The following is a 16,131-nucleotide window of genomic DNA, read 5'->3' on the forward strand; positions in this document are numbered from 1 at the left end:
AAATATAGTAGGGGGAGAAATCCCCCTTTTTTAAAAAATATTTAGGGGGGTTAGTTGTGGAAAGAGTTATTAAAACCAAAAAAGACGGAGCTAAAGCTATTCCATATTTATTACCAGCACTTATTTCCATATTTGCATTAACATTTTTACCAATAGTATATACAATATACATCTCTTTAACTGATTTCACCATGTATACACAAAGCAATTATCATTTCGTAGGTATTCAAAATTTTATTGATGTTTTAACAGGGCCTTTTAAGCAAGTTTTCTTACCGGTTTTCGGGTGGACATTCTCTTTTGCATTAATATCAACAGCAGGTTGTTTTTTCGTTGGTTTGATAATAGCGCTTGTGCTTTCTAATAAGCATATGAAAGAAGCGTTTGTATATAAAAGCTTTTTGGTTATACCATGGGCATTGCCAGTAACTGTTGCCATACTATCATGGCAAGGTTTATTAAATACAGATTACGGTGCAATAAACAGAGTACTTATTAATCTTCATATATTAAGTGCACCAGTACAATGGCTTACTAATCCTTGGTGGGCAAGGGTTGCAGTAATAATAGTTAACATATGGTTAGGTTTCCCTTATATGATGAATATCTGTATAGGAACTATATCAGCAATATCAGAAGATCAATATGAGGCTGCTGAAGTTGATGGAGCTAGCAAGTTCACTCAATTTGTAAAGATAACTTTACCAGAACTTGCAAGAACAGCATACCCATTATTAATTTCAAGCTTCGCATTTAACTTTAACAACTTTGGATCAGCATTCTTACTTACTGAAGGTTTACCTGCAAGACTTGATACTCAGTTTGCAGGATATACAGACATACTTAGTTCAACAACATATAAATTAGCAACTCAATTTGGAAGATATGATATAGGATCAGCTTTATCAATAATAATATTTATAATAATCGCAATAATTTCAGGAACACAAATGAAAATGTCTGGACAATTTAAGGAGGTTGATTAGTATGCTATCAGTTAACCAAAGTAATATTAAGACTAATATGAAATACAAGAAAAAATTAAGACCTTCTGAACTTAGAAACTTATGGATTTCTAGAGTGTTTATGTGGATAGTAGTAATAGTTACTATGATACCTATAGTGGCAATTATTTCATCATCAATGGCTACAGGTGATGCATTTGTACAAACTACCTTCTTCCCTAAAGTGTGGACACTTAAGAACTATGCTAAAGTAATTAATGAAACAGATTTCTTAATATGGATGAAAAACTCTTTATTATTATGTTTTGCTGTTGCTATAATTCAATTAGCTATGACAGTACCAGCAGCCTTTGCTTTTGCTAGATTAAGATTCAAAGGTAGAAAAAATGGATTGATGACATTGCTTATACTTCAATTCTTCCCAGCAACAATGGCTTTACCTGCTATACTAGGAATAGCAATGAATTTAGGATTTATGGACAGACTTTGGACATTAGTGCTTCTTCTTGCAGGAGGATCTGCTTATAACATTTGGTTGCTTAAAGGATTTATAGATGGTATTCCAAAGGATTTGGATGAGGCTGCTTTTGTGGATGGAGCTACAACTTGGCAAATGTTTGTAAAGATAATATTGCCTCTAACTAAATCTATGCTTGTAGTTATATTCTTATTTTCCTTTATAGGAACATATTCAGAATTTATGTTTACTTCAGCACTTATGAAGGATGCTGGTAACCAGACTATAGCAACAGGACTTAGATCATTCATAAGGAACCAGTTCTCTGCTAACTGGACTCAATTCTCTGCAGCATCTGTAATGGCATCACTTCCGATAGTTATAGTATTTACTGCTTCACAAAAATTTATAGCTAAAGGACTTGTTGCAGGATCAGTAAAAGGTTAATAATAACTTAGCAAGCAACCCCTTGATAAGTATTTATATAATAATCTAATAGTTAAGATTTCAAAACTTTCTTATGTAAAAGTAAGAAAGTTTTGAAATTTAATGAGAATTTTGGAGCTTCAATATCTATACAGTAAAATGTACATATCTATTAGGAAATAAGGTTTACCAATTCTACTTAAATTGAAGTAGATATTTTCTGTAAAGAAAAATATAATTTGTTTTCTAATTAAGTAGTAACATACATAGTAATAAAAATACTAAGGATGAATACTTCATTGCTACTAGTATTTTATACTGAAGTGAAGAGCATCCACATATATTTTGATTAAGAGGTGATACAGATGAATAAACAGGCAATACATCATATTACAGAGGCACCCTATGCCTATGGAGTAGGTGAAAAGAGTCTATGTTTAAAACTTAGATCCGCAAAGGATGATTTAAGTTCAGTAGTAGTTTATTATAAGGATAGATATAATTGGGAAGGAGAATTTGAAACTTCTTCTTTGAATAAGGTCAACACTTCAGATCTATTTGATTACTATGAAACTGTTGTAGAAGTAGATGAAAAGAGATTTAGATATTTCTTTGAAATAACAGACTTTGAAGGTAATGTTTCCTATATGAATGAAAGAGGAATATTAAATAAGAAACCAGATATTGCTAATACATTCCAATTTCCATTTCTTTGTAAAGCTGATTTGTATGACGAAGTAAAATGGGCACAGGAAGGTGTAGTTTATCAAATATTTCCTGATAGATTTAATAATGGAGATAAAAATAATGATCCAAAAGGCATTAAGCCTTGGGGAGATAAGGTAACTACTGAAACTATGTTTGGAGGAGATCTGCAAGGTATAATAGATAAAGTTGATTATATTAGCAAACTAGGGGTAAGCATACTTTATATGACTCCTATATTTATGTCTAGATCGAATCATAAATATGATACTACAAACTACTATGAAGTTGATCCTCAATTTGGAGATAACGAGAAGTTAAGAGAACTAGTTAAAAAATGTCATGATAATGATATAAAAGTTGTTTTAGATGCAGTGTATAATCATTCAGGAAGTGATTTCTTTGCCTTTGAAGACTTAATTGAAAAAGGTGAAAAGTCAAGATATAAGGATTGGTATTTTGTTGATTCTTACCCTGTTAATACTAAGGAAGTCAATTATGTAACCTTTGCAAATAAGGTTTCTAGAATGCCAAAGTTAAATACTAGCAATTCAGAAGTTAAGAACTATCTTCTAAAGGTATCTAAGTATTGGATTGAAGAGATTGGTATTGATGGTTGGAGACTTGATGTATGTGATGAAGTAGATCATGCTTTCTGGAGAGACTTTAAGAAGGCTGTTAAAGAATCAAAAGATGATGCATTTATAATAGGGGAGATAATGCATGAATCAAATTCTTTCTTAAAAGGAGATCAATTGGATTCGATTATGAATTATCCTTTTAGAGAATGCTGCTTAGACTTCTTTGCTAGAAAAGCAATCGATGCTGATGAACTTGATCATATTTTAGCTGAAAGCAGAGCCTTATATATGAATGCAGTTAATAGACAACTTCTAAACCTTATAGACAGTCATGATACTGCTAGATTTTTAACTGACTGTGATGGAGACAAGGATAAAATGAAGCTTGCCATAGCTCTTCAATATACATATGTAGGAATACCTTATATCTACTATGGTGATGAAGTGGGTATGGAGGGGAAAACTGATCCTGATTGTAGAAGATGTATGATATGGGATGAGAAGGAACAAGATTTAGATATGCTTGACCATTACAAAAGTTTAGCTGAGGTTAGAAAGAAATCTAAGGCCCTTGTTTACGGAGACTATACAAATGTATGTAAAGATGGAATGGCTTTAGGCTTTACTAGAAAGTATGAGGATGAAGAAGTTTTAGTTTTGATTAATAACGGAACTGAAGCTTATGAGTACTCACTAGGATATCAAGGAAGCTTTAATAATCTTTATGAAGGAAAAGAAGAGGCTATAGATAAAAAGATAGTATTAGAGCCTATGTCTTTTAAAATACTAAAAATTAAATAGTTAACTACGCAGTGATCAAAAAGGTAAGCATTAATTAACAGACAATGCTTACCTTTTTTTCTATCTAGGAAAGCATAAAATTTTTTATTAGCTCAACCTAATAATATAAAGGTTTTATAGTAGCTATTTAGGTTGAAAAGTAAAAACAAATAATATTTGCCTAGCAGATTTTTCGCATATGTATTCTGAAAGGCAGATGAGAAAAAAGTATTTCTTTGATTCACCACAGTTACTATAGAAGAATATAATATTTATTGCTATAATAGTGGCTTTGTAATTAAAAGTAATTATAATTTTACACTAGCTTTATTGTCGAAGGCAATCACATAACTGGTATCTCTTACATAATATGTAGAAGAAGGATGAAAAGGAGGGATACCACTATGGGTATGAAGTTCTCTGATGACTTATATAATAATGATACTTTAGATTGGCTAAATGGAAATCACGAAATGGGAAGCAAATATAGTACTAGTGAAGAAGTTGACATTCAAGGCGATTTTGATCTAGAATTTAGTGAGCAAACTATAAGGGAAGAAAAACATCACGACGGATGCAGCAACAATAACAATGATCACCACCATGATGATTGCGATCATCATCATGATCACCATGATGACTGCGACAATCATCATGATCACCATGATGATTGTGACCATCATCATGATCATCCTACAGTAAGAGGTGGCAGAATAGAGGTAACTTCTAAGCTTGGAAGTGATTGTGGGGAACCAATAAGTGGAGTAAAGGTATACCTATTTAGAATAGAAGACTATAATCTAAGATTTGCTTGCTTTAAGATTACTAACAAGCATGGTAAAGTTGTTTTTGATGGACTAAGAGATGGAATATATAAAGTAGTTCAACCTATGGATAAATGCATCTTCAGAGATCCAGTTTATCTTCCAAGTGACCAAGTGCCAATAGATAGAGTTCATAGAGACTATAATATAACTGTTATCAATAGAATAAGACCAAGTGTTTTAAGGGAATTTAATGACCGTCGTAACTGTTGTAATAATAATTGGAACTGTTGTGGCGGTGGCTGGAATAATGGTTGGGGCTGCGAGGGCTTCTGGATACTACTATTATTATTTGGATTCTGTGGTTGTGGATTCTGGTTTTAGGTAAAGATGTAATACTTCAATCTTAAATCAATTTTCAAAGCTCCTCTGGATTTTGAGAGGAGAATTTGAAAATATAAATTTTACTATTAAGTGGTACGTCTATGGTATTAAAAAACTTAATATAAATATATATTATTTCTAATAATGGTTGACAATTTAGAACTAATTAGCGATTAGAATTTTAATATATATTAAAAGTATAAAATAGATAAGGTGCATTTTTGTGTCTTATCTATTTTATTATATAGAAAATTATGCTTTTTTTAGCTATAATAAATAGAGTTTCAAATATCAAATGCTTTAAATATATACTAAATATAATGTACTTAAATGGAGGTAGATTACTATGGAAAACTATACATTAAAAGTTAAGAAAATAAATGATGACGCTATATTGCCAAACTATGCTCATGAAGGAGATGCGGGTTTAGATTTGTATTCTGTAGAAGACTTGATTCTTCATAGTGGAGAATGCAAACTCGTAAAGACTGGAATAAAGATTGAATTACCTAAAAATACTGAAGCACAGGTAAGACCAAGAAGTGGATTGGCACTGAAACACACAATAACTCTCCTAAATACCCCAGGAACAATAGATGAAGGTTATAGGGGAGAGGTTGGAGTTATAATGATCAATCACGGTAAGGAAGATTTTAAAGTTGAAAAAGGCATGAAAATTGCCCAATTGGTGGTAAAGCCTGTATGGAAGGTAGAAGTAGAAGAAGTAATAGAGCTTACAGATTCAGATAGAGGAGAGGGAGGATTTGGGTCTACAGGCTTAAGATAGAAAGAAATAAATATACCCTTAATAGGATAAAAATGGTATAATATTTACTATTGGGGTGATAACGTGAAGAAATATATAGCTAAGAGAACAATACAGGTTCTAATAACTGCAGTTTTAATTGTAATACTACTTACAACAATATTTGTCCATATGCCTGGTGATTATGCTTCAGGATTCATTGGGAGAGAGCTTAAGATTCATATGAGACAGGAACTAGGTCTTAGCCTGCCTAAATCAGTGCAGATTATGAATTGGGTTAGAACTATTTTGACTGGAAAGTTATTTGCCATAAAGTCTTATGCTTATGATGTGCCAATAGGGAAGGTATTACTGCCAGTGGTTACTAGAAGTTTATTCTTATATGGAATATCTTTCTTTTTGAGTAGTATTATGAGTATTTTTTTGGGGGCACTAACTGCGTGGAAAGGCAGAAGTAAGCTTGATATAATTGTAAGAATAGGATGTGTTTTAGGTATAAGTGTACCATTTGTTATTACAGATCCTATTATTGAATATTATTTATTCTGGGTAAAAAGAATCTCTTATGATACATATGATCAATATTTTTTAATAAGGATAAATATAGTAGTCATGCTGTTGTACATGCTGCCTCTTATGACTAAATATACAAGGTCTATAATGATTGATGTATTAAGCAAAGATTTTATAACAACAGCTAGAGCAAAAGGTCTTAGAGAAGTTATTATAGTATTTAGACATGGCATGAAAAATATTTATGCTGAATTATTTACTATAATGGGCGTGAATATAAATAAGATTTTATTTTATGGTTTTCTTATAGAAGCTATATTCAATTACCCAGGGCTTGGTACACTTTCTACCTTTGCCTTTAAAGTTAGGGACTATCCTTTAATGATAGGATGTACAGTAGTAACTTCTTTAGTAATAATCCTTTTTAATTATATTTTTGATATACTTGCAGGTCTGTTAAATCCTATTATTAAAGTTGAATAAGATCTATGTTTAATTTAAGCATTTTGCGTTAATAGAGGTAAAAAAGAAAAGTAGATTAATACGAGCTTTAGAGTTTAGTATTAATCTACTTTTTTATTATTAAGAATTTGATTCTAGTTCTTCCCATTCTTCATATAAAGTATCTATTTGGTTTTGAGTATTAAGTATTTCCTTATTTACCTTTTCACTTTCAGTAGGATTGGAGTATACTTCTTCCAAGCACAAATCCTCTTGAAGTTTAACTAATTTCTCTTCCAGAAGAGCTATATTTTTTTCAAGGTTCTTTAACTTTAAGCTATTCTCTTTTTCTAATTTTTCAGCTTCCCTTTTCTTTTTACGTTCTTCCTTTATTTGAGTTTTAGTTTTTCCAGATTGTTCTTCTTCATTATCCTCGTATCTGTTTGGATTTTTTTTCTTTTCTGTATAGTAGTTGTAATTTCCTAGGTATTCTTTTATACCGCTTTGCTCTAATTCATAAATCTTGTTTATAACTTTATTTAAGAAGTATCTATCATGAGAAATTACAATAAGTGTACCATCATAATCCATAATAGCGTCTTCTAAAGCTTCCCTAGACATTATATCTAAATGGTTAGTAGGTTCATCTAACAAAAGAAAATTAGATTTAGAAAGCATTAATTTAAGAAGGTTTATCCTACAACGTTCTCCACCGCTTAAATTAGAAATCTTTTTAAACACATCTTCATTATAAAATAAGAAGGATGCCAAAGCAGTTCTTATCTCAGTAGTAGTCATCTTAGGAAATTCGTCCCAAACCTCATCTATGACTGTTTTTTCTAGATCTAAGTTGGATTGTTCTTGATCATAATAGCCTAAAAACACATTTTTACCTAAATAAGTTATTCCACTGTCAGCTTCTAAGTTTTTCATTATTATTTTGAAAATAGTCGTTTTGCCTCTACCATTTTCCCCTATAAGAGCAACCTTATCTCCTCTTCTTAAATCGAAATTTACGTCCTCAAATAAAAGTTTATCTCCATATCTTTTAGATAGATTTTCTACATGAAGAACATCATTACCACTTTTTATCTGGGATTGAAAAGAAATTCTTGTACCTATTTTTTCCCTGTCAGGAGCATCAACTTTTTCCATCTTATCTAAAGCTTTTTGTCTGCTTTCAGCAGCCTTAATACTTTTTTCTCTATTAAAAGAACGGAACCTTTCTATGATTTCTTCTTGCCTTTTGATTTCGGATTGTTGTAGATTAAAAGCTTTTAGCTTTGCCTCGTAATCTTTCTTTCTCAACTCTAAATACTTTGTATATGGAGCATTATAGCAATTTACATGACCATTGATAAGCTCATATGTATGTGTTGTTATGCTATCTAGGAAGAATCTATCATGAGATATAACTAGAACTGTCCCCTTGTAGCTTTTTAAGTACTCTTCCAACCATTCAATAGCATCTAAATCTAAATGGTTTGTAGGCTCATCTAAAAGTAATATCTCAGGTTTTATCAAAAGAAGCTTACATAGGGCCACTCTTGTCTTTTGACCTCCACTAAGAACGTTTATTTGTTTATCAAAGTCTTTTTCGTTAAAACCAAGCCCCTTTAATACTTTGGATATTTCTCCTCTAAATACATAGCCGCCTCTGTTTTCGTATAGTTCTTGACCTTGAGTATAATCTTTAATCAGTTTGTCATGATAATCTTGTTTCGATGGATCATAAGGTTCATTCATCTTTTCTTCTAGAGTCTGAAGTTTTTTTTCTAGGTTGATTAAGTCTGAAAACACAGTAAGCATCTCTCTCATTATCGTGTTTTCAAAATCCAAATCAAGGTGCTGAGAAAGATAACCTAAAGTACTTCCTTTATCTATAAAAACTTCCCCGCTATCATAGGATACTTCCCTTGTAAGTATGCGGAATAAAGTGGACTTTCCCTCTCCATTTGCTCCTATAAGTCCAACTTTTTCTCCTTCATTTATATTAAATGTTACATCTTTTAAAATTTCATCTATTCCAAAACTTTTTTTTATGTTTTTACAACTTAATACTATCATTAATTAAACTCCTTTGAATAAGTTAAGTGATACAGCTTTAGATGTACTACTTCATACTAAAATCTATATTTTCAAAATCTCATCTTAGAAACCAGAGAATTTTTGAAAATGAATTTCTGATTGAAGTGTTGAATCCTAATATACAAACACGATTAATTATACTATTCATAAGAGTTTTATACAAATGGATAAATTAATAATATTATTTTTACTATTATAGATAATAATATTATATAGATTTAAAAGCTAGGGAAAGGAAGTGAACCTACTAAGGGTGATATGAATAAGAAAAGAAATATTATAGTAGCAATAATTTTAGTAATTCTAATAGGTATAACCTGGGCAATCGTATATTATACCAGAAGTAAAGATGATGCTGTTTCAGTAAAAACAGAAATAATAGGAAAGGGAAATATAAAGTCTTATTTAAATACCACTGGAGTGATTAAGGCAAAAAGTATCAGGGATTATTATGGTTCACAATTGAAGGTAACAGGGATTAATTTTAAAGTAGGAGATAAAGTTAAAAAGGGAGATGTTCTTATATCTTATGACAACTCAGATCTTCAAAATGCTGTAAAACAAGCACAAATTCAATATAATAATACTGTTTTACAAAGGGAGGATTTACTAAGTCAAAGTAAGAAGGTAAAAGGAACCATAAAAAACTTAGACAACGAAATAAAGGATATTAAAAATAAGATACAGCAGTTGAAGAATAGTACAAGTTCTTCCATTTCAACCATAGAAGGGATAAAAAGTACAATTAGTGGATGGAAGGGGAAGTTTTCTAAGGAAGAAATCTCAGAAGCAAATATATTAGATGCATCAGAAAAAAATCTAAAGCTTGCACAAACAGAAAATAGCTCAAATACTGAGCTGATAAAGCAGCTATCAACTGCCTTAATATCTTTAGAAAGTCAAAGAAATAGTATACAGCCAATTTCAGAAGAGAAGATAAAGCAAATGGATAATGCGGTATCTTTAGCAAAGTTAGCATTAGATTCTGCTAATTCTAAGCTTAATACTTTAGCTGGAAATATAACTGCTGATTTTGATGGTACTGTCACTTCAATCAATGCCAATATTGGGGCTGTTTCTAATCCTACCTCGGCTGCTATTACTATTGAGGATCTTAGCAACTTGAAGGTAGTGGTTTCTTTGGGAAAGTCCGATGCAAGTAAAGTAAAGCTGGAGCAAGTTGCTACTATAAGAAGTAATGGCAAAGAGTATAAGGGGAAAGTATCTTTTATTAGTCCTTCAGGTAAAAAAGGTGTGAGTGGTCTAGGGGCTATTTCAGCAGCTCCAAGTAGCGATGTGACAATGGATGCAGAAATTGAACTTCTAAATTCTGATGAGAATTTGAAGGTGGAGTTTGATGTAGATGTTGATATACTAACGGCAGAGAAAACTGGAGTAATAGTAGTTCCTACTGAGGCGATTAAAGCTGAAAAAGGCGGCAAATATGTAATATATACAGTAAGTAATGATAAAAAGGTCTCAGAGCATCAGGTGGAAGTTGGCATACAATCTGATATAAATGCTGAGATAGTTAGCGGAATAAAAACAGGAGACAGAGTTATATTAAACCCAAGTGCAATGGTAAAACAAGGTGTTACCGTCAAAACTAATGCTGGAGGAAGTAGTTAATGATTGAGATAGTAGATGTTTACAAGACGTATAAAACAGGAGATTTATCCTTTACAGCATTAAAAGGAGTGAATCTCAAAATACAGCAAGGAGAATTTACATCTATAATGGGACCATCAGGTTCTGGAAAAAGTACGCTTATGAATATCCTTGGATGCCTAGATAGGCTAGATAGAGGCAAATATAAATTAAACAATAAAGACGTTTCCAATATGGGGGATAACGAGCTAGCTAGGGTAAGAAACAAAGAAATAGGATTTGTATTTCAAAACTTTAATCTTCTACCTAGGATGACAATTCTTGAAAATGTTGAGTTGCCTATGATATATGCAGGAGTTTCATCTAAGGATAGAAGAGAAAGGGCGCTTTCTGCTCTAGAAAAGGTCTCTTTGACTAAATGGATAAAACATCGTCCAAATGAGATATCAGGTGGTCAAAAACAAAGGGTAGCTATTGCTAGAGCTATTGTAAATGCTCCATCGGTTATAATGGCAGATGAACCAACTGGCAACTTGGATTCTCAAGTTAGCTTAGAAGTTATGAAGATCTTTCAAGATTTGAATGAAGAAGGTTCTACCATAATAATGGTAACCCATGAGCCTGATATAGCTTCCTATACAAAAAGATTGGTAAAAGTTAAAGATGGTCTAATAATTGCAGACGAAAAGGTTAAAAATAGAATAGTTATTAAAGACAACTAAAAACAGTATGGGGGATTAATATGCACTTTATAGAAAACTTCAAAATGTCCCTAGATAGTATAAAATCTAATAAACTAAGATCATTTTTAACGATGCTAGGTATAATAATAGGAATAAGTTCGGTAATTGCAATACTATCATTGGGGAGCGGAGGGAAAGCTAGCATAACTGGTGAGCTGGAGAAAATAGGATCTTCAACAGTAGAAATTAAGGTTAGCGGACAAGAGATAGCTCAATCTGACTACTTTAACTTAAATGATATAAAGGCCATAAGAGAGAAAAGTGATAATGTCAAATATATATCACCTTTAATACAAAAGTCTGGAACAGCTAGAGTAAATAACAAAAGTAAAAGAGCTGTAGTATATGGTGGCAATACAGATTTTAGTTATATACAAAACTACGAATTTTTATATGGCCGTTTTTATAATGAGAAGGAGCTAGAAGATGGCAAGAATGTAGCTGTTATTGATGAAATTTCAGCTGAATATTTTTGGGGGTATAAAGATGTAGTAGGGGAATCTTTGTTGATAGGAAGGAGCGGTTCTCCAAAGAAGGTTACTATAATTGGAGTAACAAAGTCTTCAGAACTAATGGCTGGATTTGCTAAAGATCAAATACCAGTATTTTTATCAGTACCTATAACTACATCGCAGTGGATTTATGATGTTGGTGGAGACTTTGACGGCATATATATATTAGCGGAGTCAAAGGATGAGGTGGATAGTGCAACCAGTGAGGCTATAAATATTTTAGAATCACGGCACAATAATAAAGGGAAAAATGTTTATACCGGAGAAAAGTTGATGAAGCAGGTTGAACAAATCAATAGAGTTATTGATATATTTACTTCATTTATAGGTGCTGTTGCAGCTATATCTCTACTAGTTGGTGGTATTGGGGTAATGAATATAATGCTTGTTTCAGTTACAGAGAGAACTAGGGAAATCGGTATAAGAAAAGCTATTGGAGCCACAACTAATACTATATTAATTCAGTTTTTAACTGAATCAGTCATAATATCTCTTATAGGTGGAGTAATTGGTATGATTATAGGTATTGCTGGTGCTTATGCCATAGGGAGTTTAGCCAATGTTACACCGATATTATCTCTAAAGCATATTTTATTAGTAATACTATTCTCTACAAGTGTAGGCGTTTTTTTTGGCATATACCCAGCTAGAAAAGCAGCAAAGCTAGATCCTATAGATGCATTAAGATATGAATAAAAGATGGTTTTAAACCATCTTTTATTCTTTATGAGAGTTATTAATTCTATTCATTTGAACTGTATTGTAAGGACAGATAGATTATCTTCTTTATAATCAGTTTACATACTGGTGCAGGGATTTTATAAGTGGCCAAACTTTTAATTATTGAATCATTATTAAGCTCAATCTGATTAAGTATTGCGTTTATTTTTTCACCCACTAGTTTATCATCAAAATCCTTATCTAAGTCTTCAAATAGATGAAGGGGAACAGGAACATAACCTCTGTTTATTTCTGTTGAGTTATTGAACAGTGAGTTGAACCAATAAGTAGAAGAAAGCTTCACTTTATTAAAAGTATCTCCTAGGGCTGATCTGTTATTCAAATTGCCTAAGTAAAGATTTTCAGAAAATTGAGCTGGTATATCTGAAAATGGAATGAATTTGTCTGTAAATATGTTCGAACTTTCGTAAAGTGGTATTGGAGCATCAGGAAAGGAAGATTCATACTCACTTTTAAAAGGTTCAAAGTTTAAATCATCATAAACTGGTTTATTCACTTTATAATACCTCCAAATAAAACTCTTATTAAGTATATGTGATATACATACGAATATTTCATGAATTTCATATAAATTTACATTCGTTAAAATAAAACTAAAGTTGCTTATTATATCTACCCTTTAAGTTAAGGCTATGTTAAAGTACTGTGTTGAAATTCAGTGGTCAGTCATCCGATGCTTAGATGAGCTTGCGCAAAGAATCACTAATGAAGAACGTATTAGTGATTCTTAAAGCCATTCCATCTGAAAAAAATTATTTAATTCTAACTGCTCGCTCATATAGCATCTCCTTCATGACCATTTAATTTCAACAATATTATTAAACATAGCCTAAGTTAAAACAGTAATATAAAAAATAGTATTTAATTGATAAATTTATTTCTTTGAAATAATTAGTTTATAAGCAGAAAGAATATAGGGAGATTTATGGACATTAGTCTAAAGTGTGAATAGTATATATTGGAGGGAGTTTGTTATGATGAGAAAAAGAGAAATGAACTTTAGAGAATTGTTTGTAGGTATAGAACAAGCTGTTCCATTAGCCAATGGAAGAAATATAACTCCTATTAATTTTGATAATGCTGCTACTACACCACCATTAAAGAGAGTTTTGTACTGTGTAAATAAGTTTTTACCTCTTTATGGATCTATAGGAAGAGGAAAGGGGTATAAGTCGAAAATAAGTACTGAGCTCTATAATGAAGCAAGGGATGAAATACTGAAGTTTTTCAATCTTAGCAATAGAGATGATTACACTGTTATATTTGTAAAAAACACTACAGAAGGCATAAATGTTTTAGCTGATACTTTAGTAACGGATAAGAAAGATATTGTTTTAACCACAAGAATGGAACATCATTCAAATGATTTGCCTTGGAGAGAGCGATGTTCAGTAGAATATGTTGAAGTAGATCATAGTGGTAAGCTTAAAGCAGCAGATTTTGAAGAAAAACTTGTTAAAGCTAATGGAAGTATAAAATTAGTTAGTGTAACAGGAGCCTCCAATGTTACTGGTTATGTAAATGACATTCATGGAATAGCAAGTATTGCTCATAAATATGGTGCCCAAATAATAGTTGATGGTGCACAATTGGTACCACATAGAAAAGTAAATATGAATTATGTGAATGATGACGATGATATAGACTACTTGGTATTTTCTGCACATAAGATGTATGCACCCTTTGGAAGTGGAGCAATAGTTGGTAAGAAAGATGAATTTAATAATAAGGTACCATTTTTAAAAGGTGGAGGAACAGTTGATATTGTTACAGATGACGAGATTTATTGGTTAGATACCCCTGAGAGAGATGAGGGGGGGACTCCTAATGTACTTGGAGTTATAGCACTTGTAGCAGCTATTTACGAATTCAATAGGATTGGTTTTTCTAAGATAGAGGAACATGAAGAGCTTCTCAGGGATTATATGATTGAAGGCCTTAGAACTATGCCAGACGTGACAACCTATGGAGATATAGAAGATAAAAATAAACTTGGATTGATATCCATGAATTTAAGAGATATGTATCATGAGGAATTAGCTTCAAAGCTATCAGACTTAAGGGGAATAGCAGTTAGAAGTGGTTGCTTTTGCGCACAACCCTATGCAAAGAGGTTGTTAGGTGTTAGTGATAAGGAAGTAATAAAGTTTATTCATGGAACTGATGAAGGAAAGCCAGGAATGGTTAGGATAAGCTTTGGTATGTACAATTCTATAAATGAGGTTAATGAATTTTTGAATGTTTTAGAGTTTATAATAAGAAAGAATCTTTATAAATAGAAGATGATTAGAAGGCAGATATTATTAAAGCCTCCCAAAGTGTTGGGAGGCTTTAAAGAAGTATTTTAACTAACTTCTAAATACTTTATATTGGGGAAGTGAATCTGAGAATTTAAGTTCAGGTGTATCAAAAACTAGAGGCTTAAGATAAGCAAGTGCCTCTTCAGTTATATTGTTACCTTCACTGTTTACCCAATCTGATGGGAAATACTTGACCTTATTGGCCACTTTATCTGCTTCTATTAAGAAAGAGGAAGAACTATAATCCTTACCTTCACTTCTTTTTATAGCAACCATGTAACCAGTGTAGCCCTCTGCAGAGTATTTAAGAGCATCTCTTCCTACCATGTGAGCCTCATCAAAATCAACCTTAGAAGCAGAGTGCATCGCACATCTTTGAAGTACTCCTAATTCTAAAGTCTTTACTCTACTAGTAATTCCTGAATCTATTATTAAAGTTCTGAGATAATGAGCAACTCCACCAAGTTGAGTATGTCCAAATTTATCATGACTAGCTCCAAGTGAAGAGGCTGTTAAGAAGTTACCTTCTTCGTCTCTTAAGCCTTCAGAGGCTACTATGTAAACATGATTATTTTTTTTAAAAGTTTCTCTTACATCATTTATAAACTTTACTTTATCAAAAGCTATCTCTGGAAGATATACATAGTCCGCTGCTCTTCTACCATCTATAGTAGCTAGAGCTCCAGCAGCAGCTAACCAGCCAGTGTCTCTTCCCATGGTTTCTAATATAAATATACCATTATCTATATATACTGTTGAGTCAAGATAAGTTTCTAGCACAGAAGTAGCTATGAATTTTGCTGCACTACCAAAGCCAGGGGTATGATCTGTAAACATCAAATCATTATCAATAGTTTTTGGAATACCTATAAACTTTATATCAATACCATGGTCTTTTGCATATTTGCTAAGCTTAGCAGTAGTATCCATAGAGTCATTTCCTCCTATATAGAAGAAGGCCTTTATATTAAGTTCATTAAGTATTGACATTAGTGAAATATATTCATCTTCACACAAGGAAGAATCCTTAAGCTTGTATCTACAAGAACCTAAGCCTGAAGAGGGAGTTCTTCTAAAAGTATCAAGCTCATTACTATCCATTTCAGATAAATTTATTAACTTTCTATTTAAGATTCCTTCTATGCCGTTTAATCCAGCATAAACATTATCATAGATTTTCAACTCTTTATTAGCCTCAACTAAACCAAAAACACTAGAATTTATAACTGAAGTTGGACCACCTGATTGGGCAACAATACAATTCATTATATCTCTCCTTTGTACTACTTAGTTTAAATGTGCTATACTATTTCGACAAATAATACGTACAATGAATACTATACTATAAAATATAACT

The 16,131-nt window shown here is 32.0% G+C and carries 13 protein-coding genes; 10 read left to right on the forward strand and 3 right to left on the reverse strand.

All coding sequences use genetic code 11. The annotated features are described in order from the left end of the window. Positions 1-56 precede the first annotated feature (56 nt). The 6 genes from GXK57_RS19775 (at position 57) to GXK57_RS19800 (ending at position 6,824) form a co-directional block, all read left to right on the forward strand. A complete protein-coding gene (locus GXK57_RS19775) occupies positions 57-986 on the forward strand; it encodes a sugar ABC transporter permease (protein WP_243156475.1) in 930 nt (309 codons plus the stop codon). A 1-nt stretch (position 987) separates the two neighbouring features. Further along, complete coding sequence (locus GXK57_RS19780; protein WP_160679648.1) at positions 988-1,869, forward strand: sugar ABC transporter permease; 882 nt, start codon at positions 988-990, stop codon at positions 1,867-1,869. Positions 1,870-2,213: 344 nt separating this feature from the next. Next, positions 2,214-3,935, forward strand: coding sequence for a glycoside hydrolase family 13 protein (locus GXK57_RS19785; protein ID WP_160679650.1), 1,722 nt, complete (start codon positions 2,214-2,216; stop codon positions 3,933-3,935). A gap of 383 nt (positions 3,936-4,318) precedes the next feature. Beyond that, complete coding sequence (locus tag GXK57_RS19790; RefSeq protein WP_160679652.1) at positions 4,319-5,062, forward strand: prealbumin-like fold domain-containing protein; 744 nt, start codon at positions 4,319-4,321, stop codon at positions 5,060-5,062. Positions 5,063-5,408: 346 nt separating this feature from the next. Continuing rightward, entirely contained in the window at positions 5,409-5,849 is a 441-nt protein-coding gene (gene dut / locus GXK57_RS19795; protein WP_160679654.1) for a dUTP diphosphatase, read from the forward strand. Positions 5,850-5,912: 63 nt separating this feature from the next. Continuing rightward, positions 5,913-6,824 carry an ABC transporter permease gene (locus tag GXK57_RS19800; protein WP_160679656.1) on the forward strand — a complete coding sequence of 304 codons (912 nt, stop codon included), beginning with the start codon at positions 5,913-5,915 and terminating at the stop codon, positions 6,822-6,824. A 99-nt stretch (positions 6,825-6,923) separates the two neighbouring features. Here the strand turns inward: GXK57_RS19800 and abc-f are convergent, their stop codons facing one another. Continuing rightward, positions 6,924-8,849: a ribosomal protection-like ABC-F family protein gene (gene abc-f / locus GXK57_RS19805; protein ID WP_160679658.1), complete on the reverse strand. Its 1,926-nt coding sequence runs from the start codon at positions 8,847-8,849 to the stop codon at positions 6,924-6,926. Between the two features lie 279 nt (positions 8,850-9,128). On the opposite strand from abc-f, the gene GXK57_RS19810 reads away from it, so the two are divergent. Genes GXK57_RS19810 through GXK57_RS19820 form a run of 3 tightly spaced genes read left to right on the forward strand, consistent with a single transcriptional unit; the run spans position 9,129 to position 12,429 of the window. Continuing rightward, a complete protein-coding gene (locus tag GXK57_RS19810; protein ID WP_160679660.1) occupies positions 9,129-10,499 on the forward strand; it encodes an efflux RND transporter periplasmic adaptor subunit in 1,371 nt (456 codons plus the stop codon). Then, on the forward strand, positions 10,499-11,200 hold the full coding sequence (locus tag GXK57_RS19815) for an ABC transporter ATP-binding protein (RefSeq protein ID WP_160679662.1): 702 nt from the start codon (positions 10,499-10,501) through the stop codon (positions 11,198-11,200). The genes GXK57_RS19810 and GXK57_RS19815 overlap by 1 nt, the downstream gene beginning before the upstream one ends. A 20-nt stretch (positions 11,201-11,220) precedes the next feature. Further along, positions 11,221-12,429, forward strand: coding sequence for an ABC transporter permease (locus tag GXK57_RS19820; RefSeq protein WP_160679664.1), 1,209 nt, complete (start codon positions 11,221-11,223; stop codon positions 12,427-12,429). A 46-nt stretch (positions 12,430-12,475) separates the two neighbouring features. Here GXK57_RS19820 and GXK57_RS19825 read toward each other — a convergent pair whose 3' ends face one another. Beyond that, on the reverse strand, positions 12,476-12,970 hold the full coding sequence (locus GXK57_RS19825; RefSeq protein WP_160679666.1) for a hypothetical protein: 495 nt from the start codon (positions 12,968-12,970) through the stop codon (positions 12,476-12,478). 478 nt (positions 12,971-13,448) lie between these two features. Between GXK57_RS19825 and GXK57_RS19830 the strand changes: the two genes are divergently transcribed. Beyond that, complete coding sequence (locus GXK57_RS19830; protein ID WP_160679668.1) at positions 13,449-14,753, forward strand: aminotransferase class V-fold PLP-dependent enzyme; 1,305 nt, start codon at positions 13,449-13,451, stop codon at positions 14,751-14,753. A 69-nt stretch (positions 14,754-14,822) separates the two neighbouring features. Here GXK57_RS19830 and GXK57_RS19835 read toward each other — a convergent pair whose 3' ends face one another. After that, positions 14,823-16,040: a 6-phosphofructokinase gene (locus GXK57_RS19835; protein WP_202127756.1), complete on the reverse strand. Its 1,218-nt coding sequence runs from the start codon at positions 16,038-16,040 to the stop codon at positions 14,823-14,825. Positions 16,041-16,131: the final 91 nt, after the last annotated feature.

Origin of the sequence: Clostridium sp. C8-1-8 (assembly GCF_009928445.1) — a bacterium.
In the GTDB taxonomy this organism is placed as follows: Bacteria; Bacillota; Clostridia; order Clostridiales; family Clostridiaceae; genus Clostridium_AR.

Bases quoted from the DNA above. Each gene is read 5' to 3' on its own strand.
- GXK57_RS19780 (WP_160679648.1), top strand. From the start codon at position 988: ATGCTATCAGTTAACCAAAGTAATATTAAGACTAATATGAAATACAAG.
- GXK57_RS19785 (WP_160679650.1), top strand. From the start codon at position 2,214: ATGAATAAACAGGCAATACATCATATTACAGAGGCACCCTATGCCTAT.
- GXK57_RS19790 (WP_160679652.1), top strand. From the start codon at position 4,319: ATGGGTATGAAGTTCTCTGATGACTTATATAATAATGATACTTTAGAT.
- dut (WP_160679654.1), top strand. From the start codon at position 5,409: ATGGAAAACTATACATTAAAAGTTAAGAAAATAAATGATGACGCTATA.
- abc-f (WP_160679658.1), bottom strand. From the start codon at position 8,849: ATGATAGTATTAAGTTGTAAAAACATAAAAAAAAGTTTTGGAATAGAT.
- GXK57_RS19810 (WP_160679660.1), top strand. From the start codon at position 9,129: ATGAATAAGAAAAGAAATATTATAGTAGCAATAATTTTAGTAATTCTA.
- GXK57_RS19815 (WP_160679662.1), top strand. From the start codon at position 10,499: ATGATTGAGATAGTAGATGTTTACAAGACGTATAAAACAGGAGATTTA.
- GXK57_RS19820 (WP_160679664.1), top strand. From the start codon at position 11,221: ATGCACTTTATAGAAAACTTCAAAATGTCCCTAGATAGTATAAAATCT.
- GXK57_RS19830 (WP_160679668.1), top strand. From the start codon at position 13,449: ATGATGAGAAAAAGAGAAATGAACTTTAGAGAATTGTTTGTAGGTATA.
- GXK57_RS19835 (WP_202127756.1), bottom strand. From the start codon at position 16,040: ATGAATTGTATTGTTGCCCAATCAGGTGGTCCAACTTCAGTTATAAAT.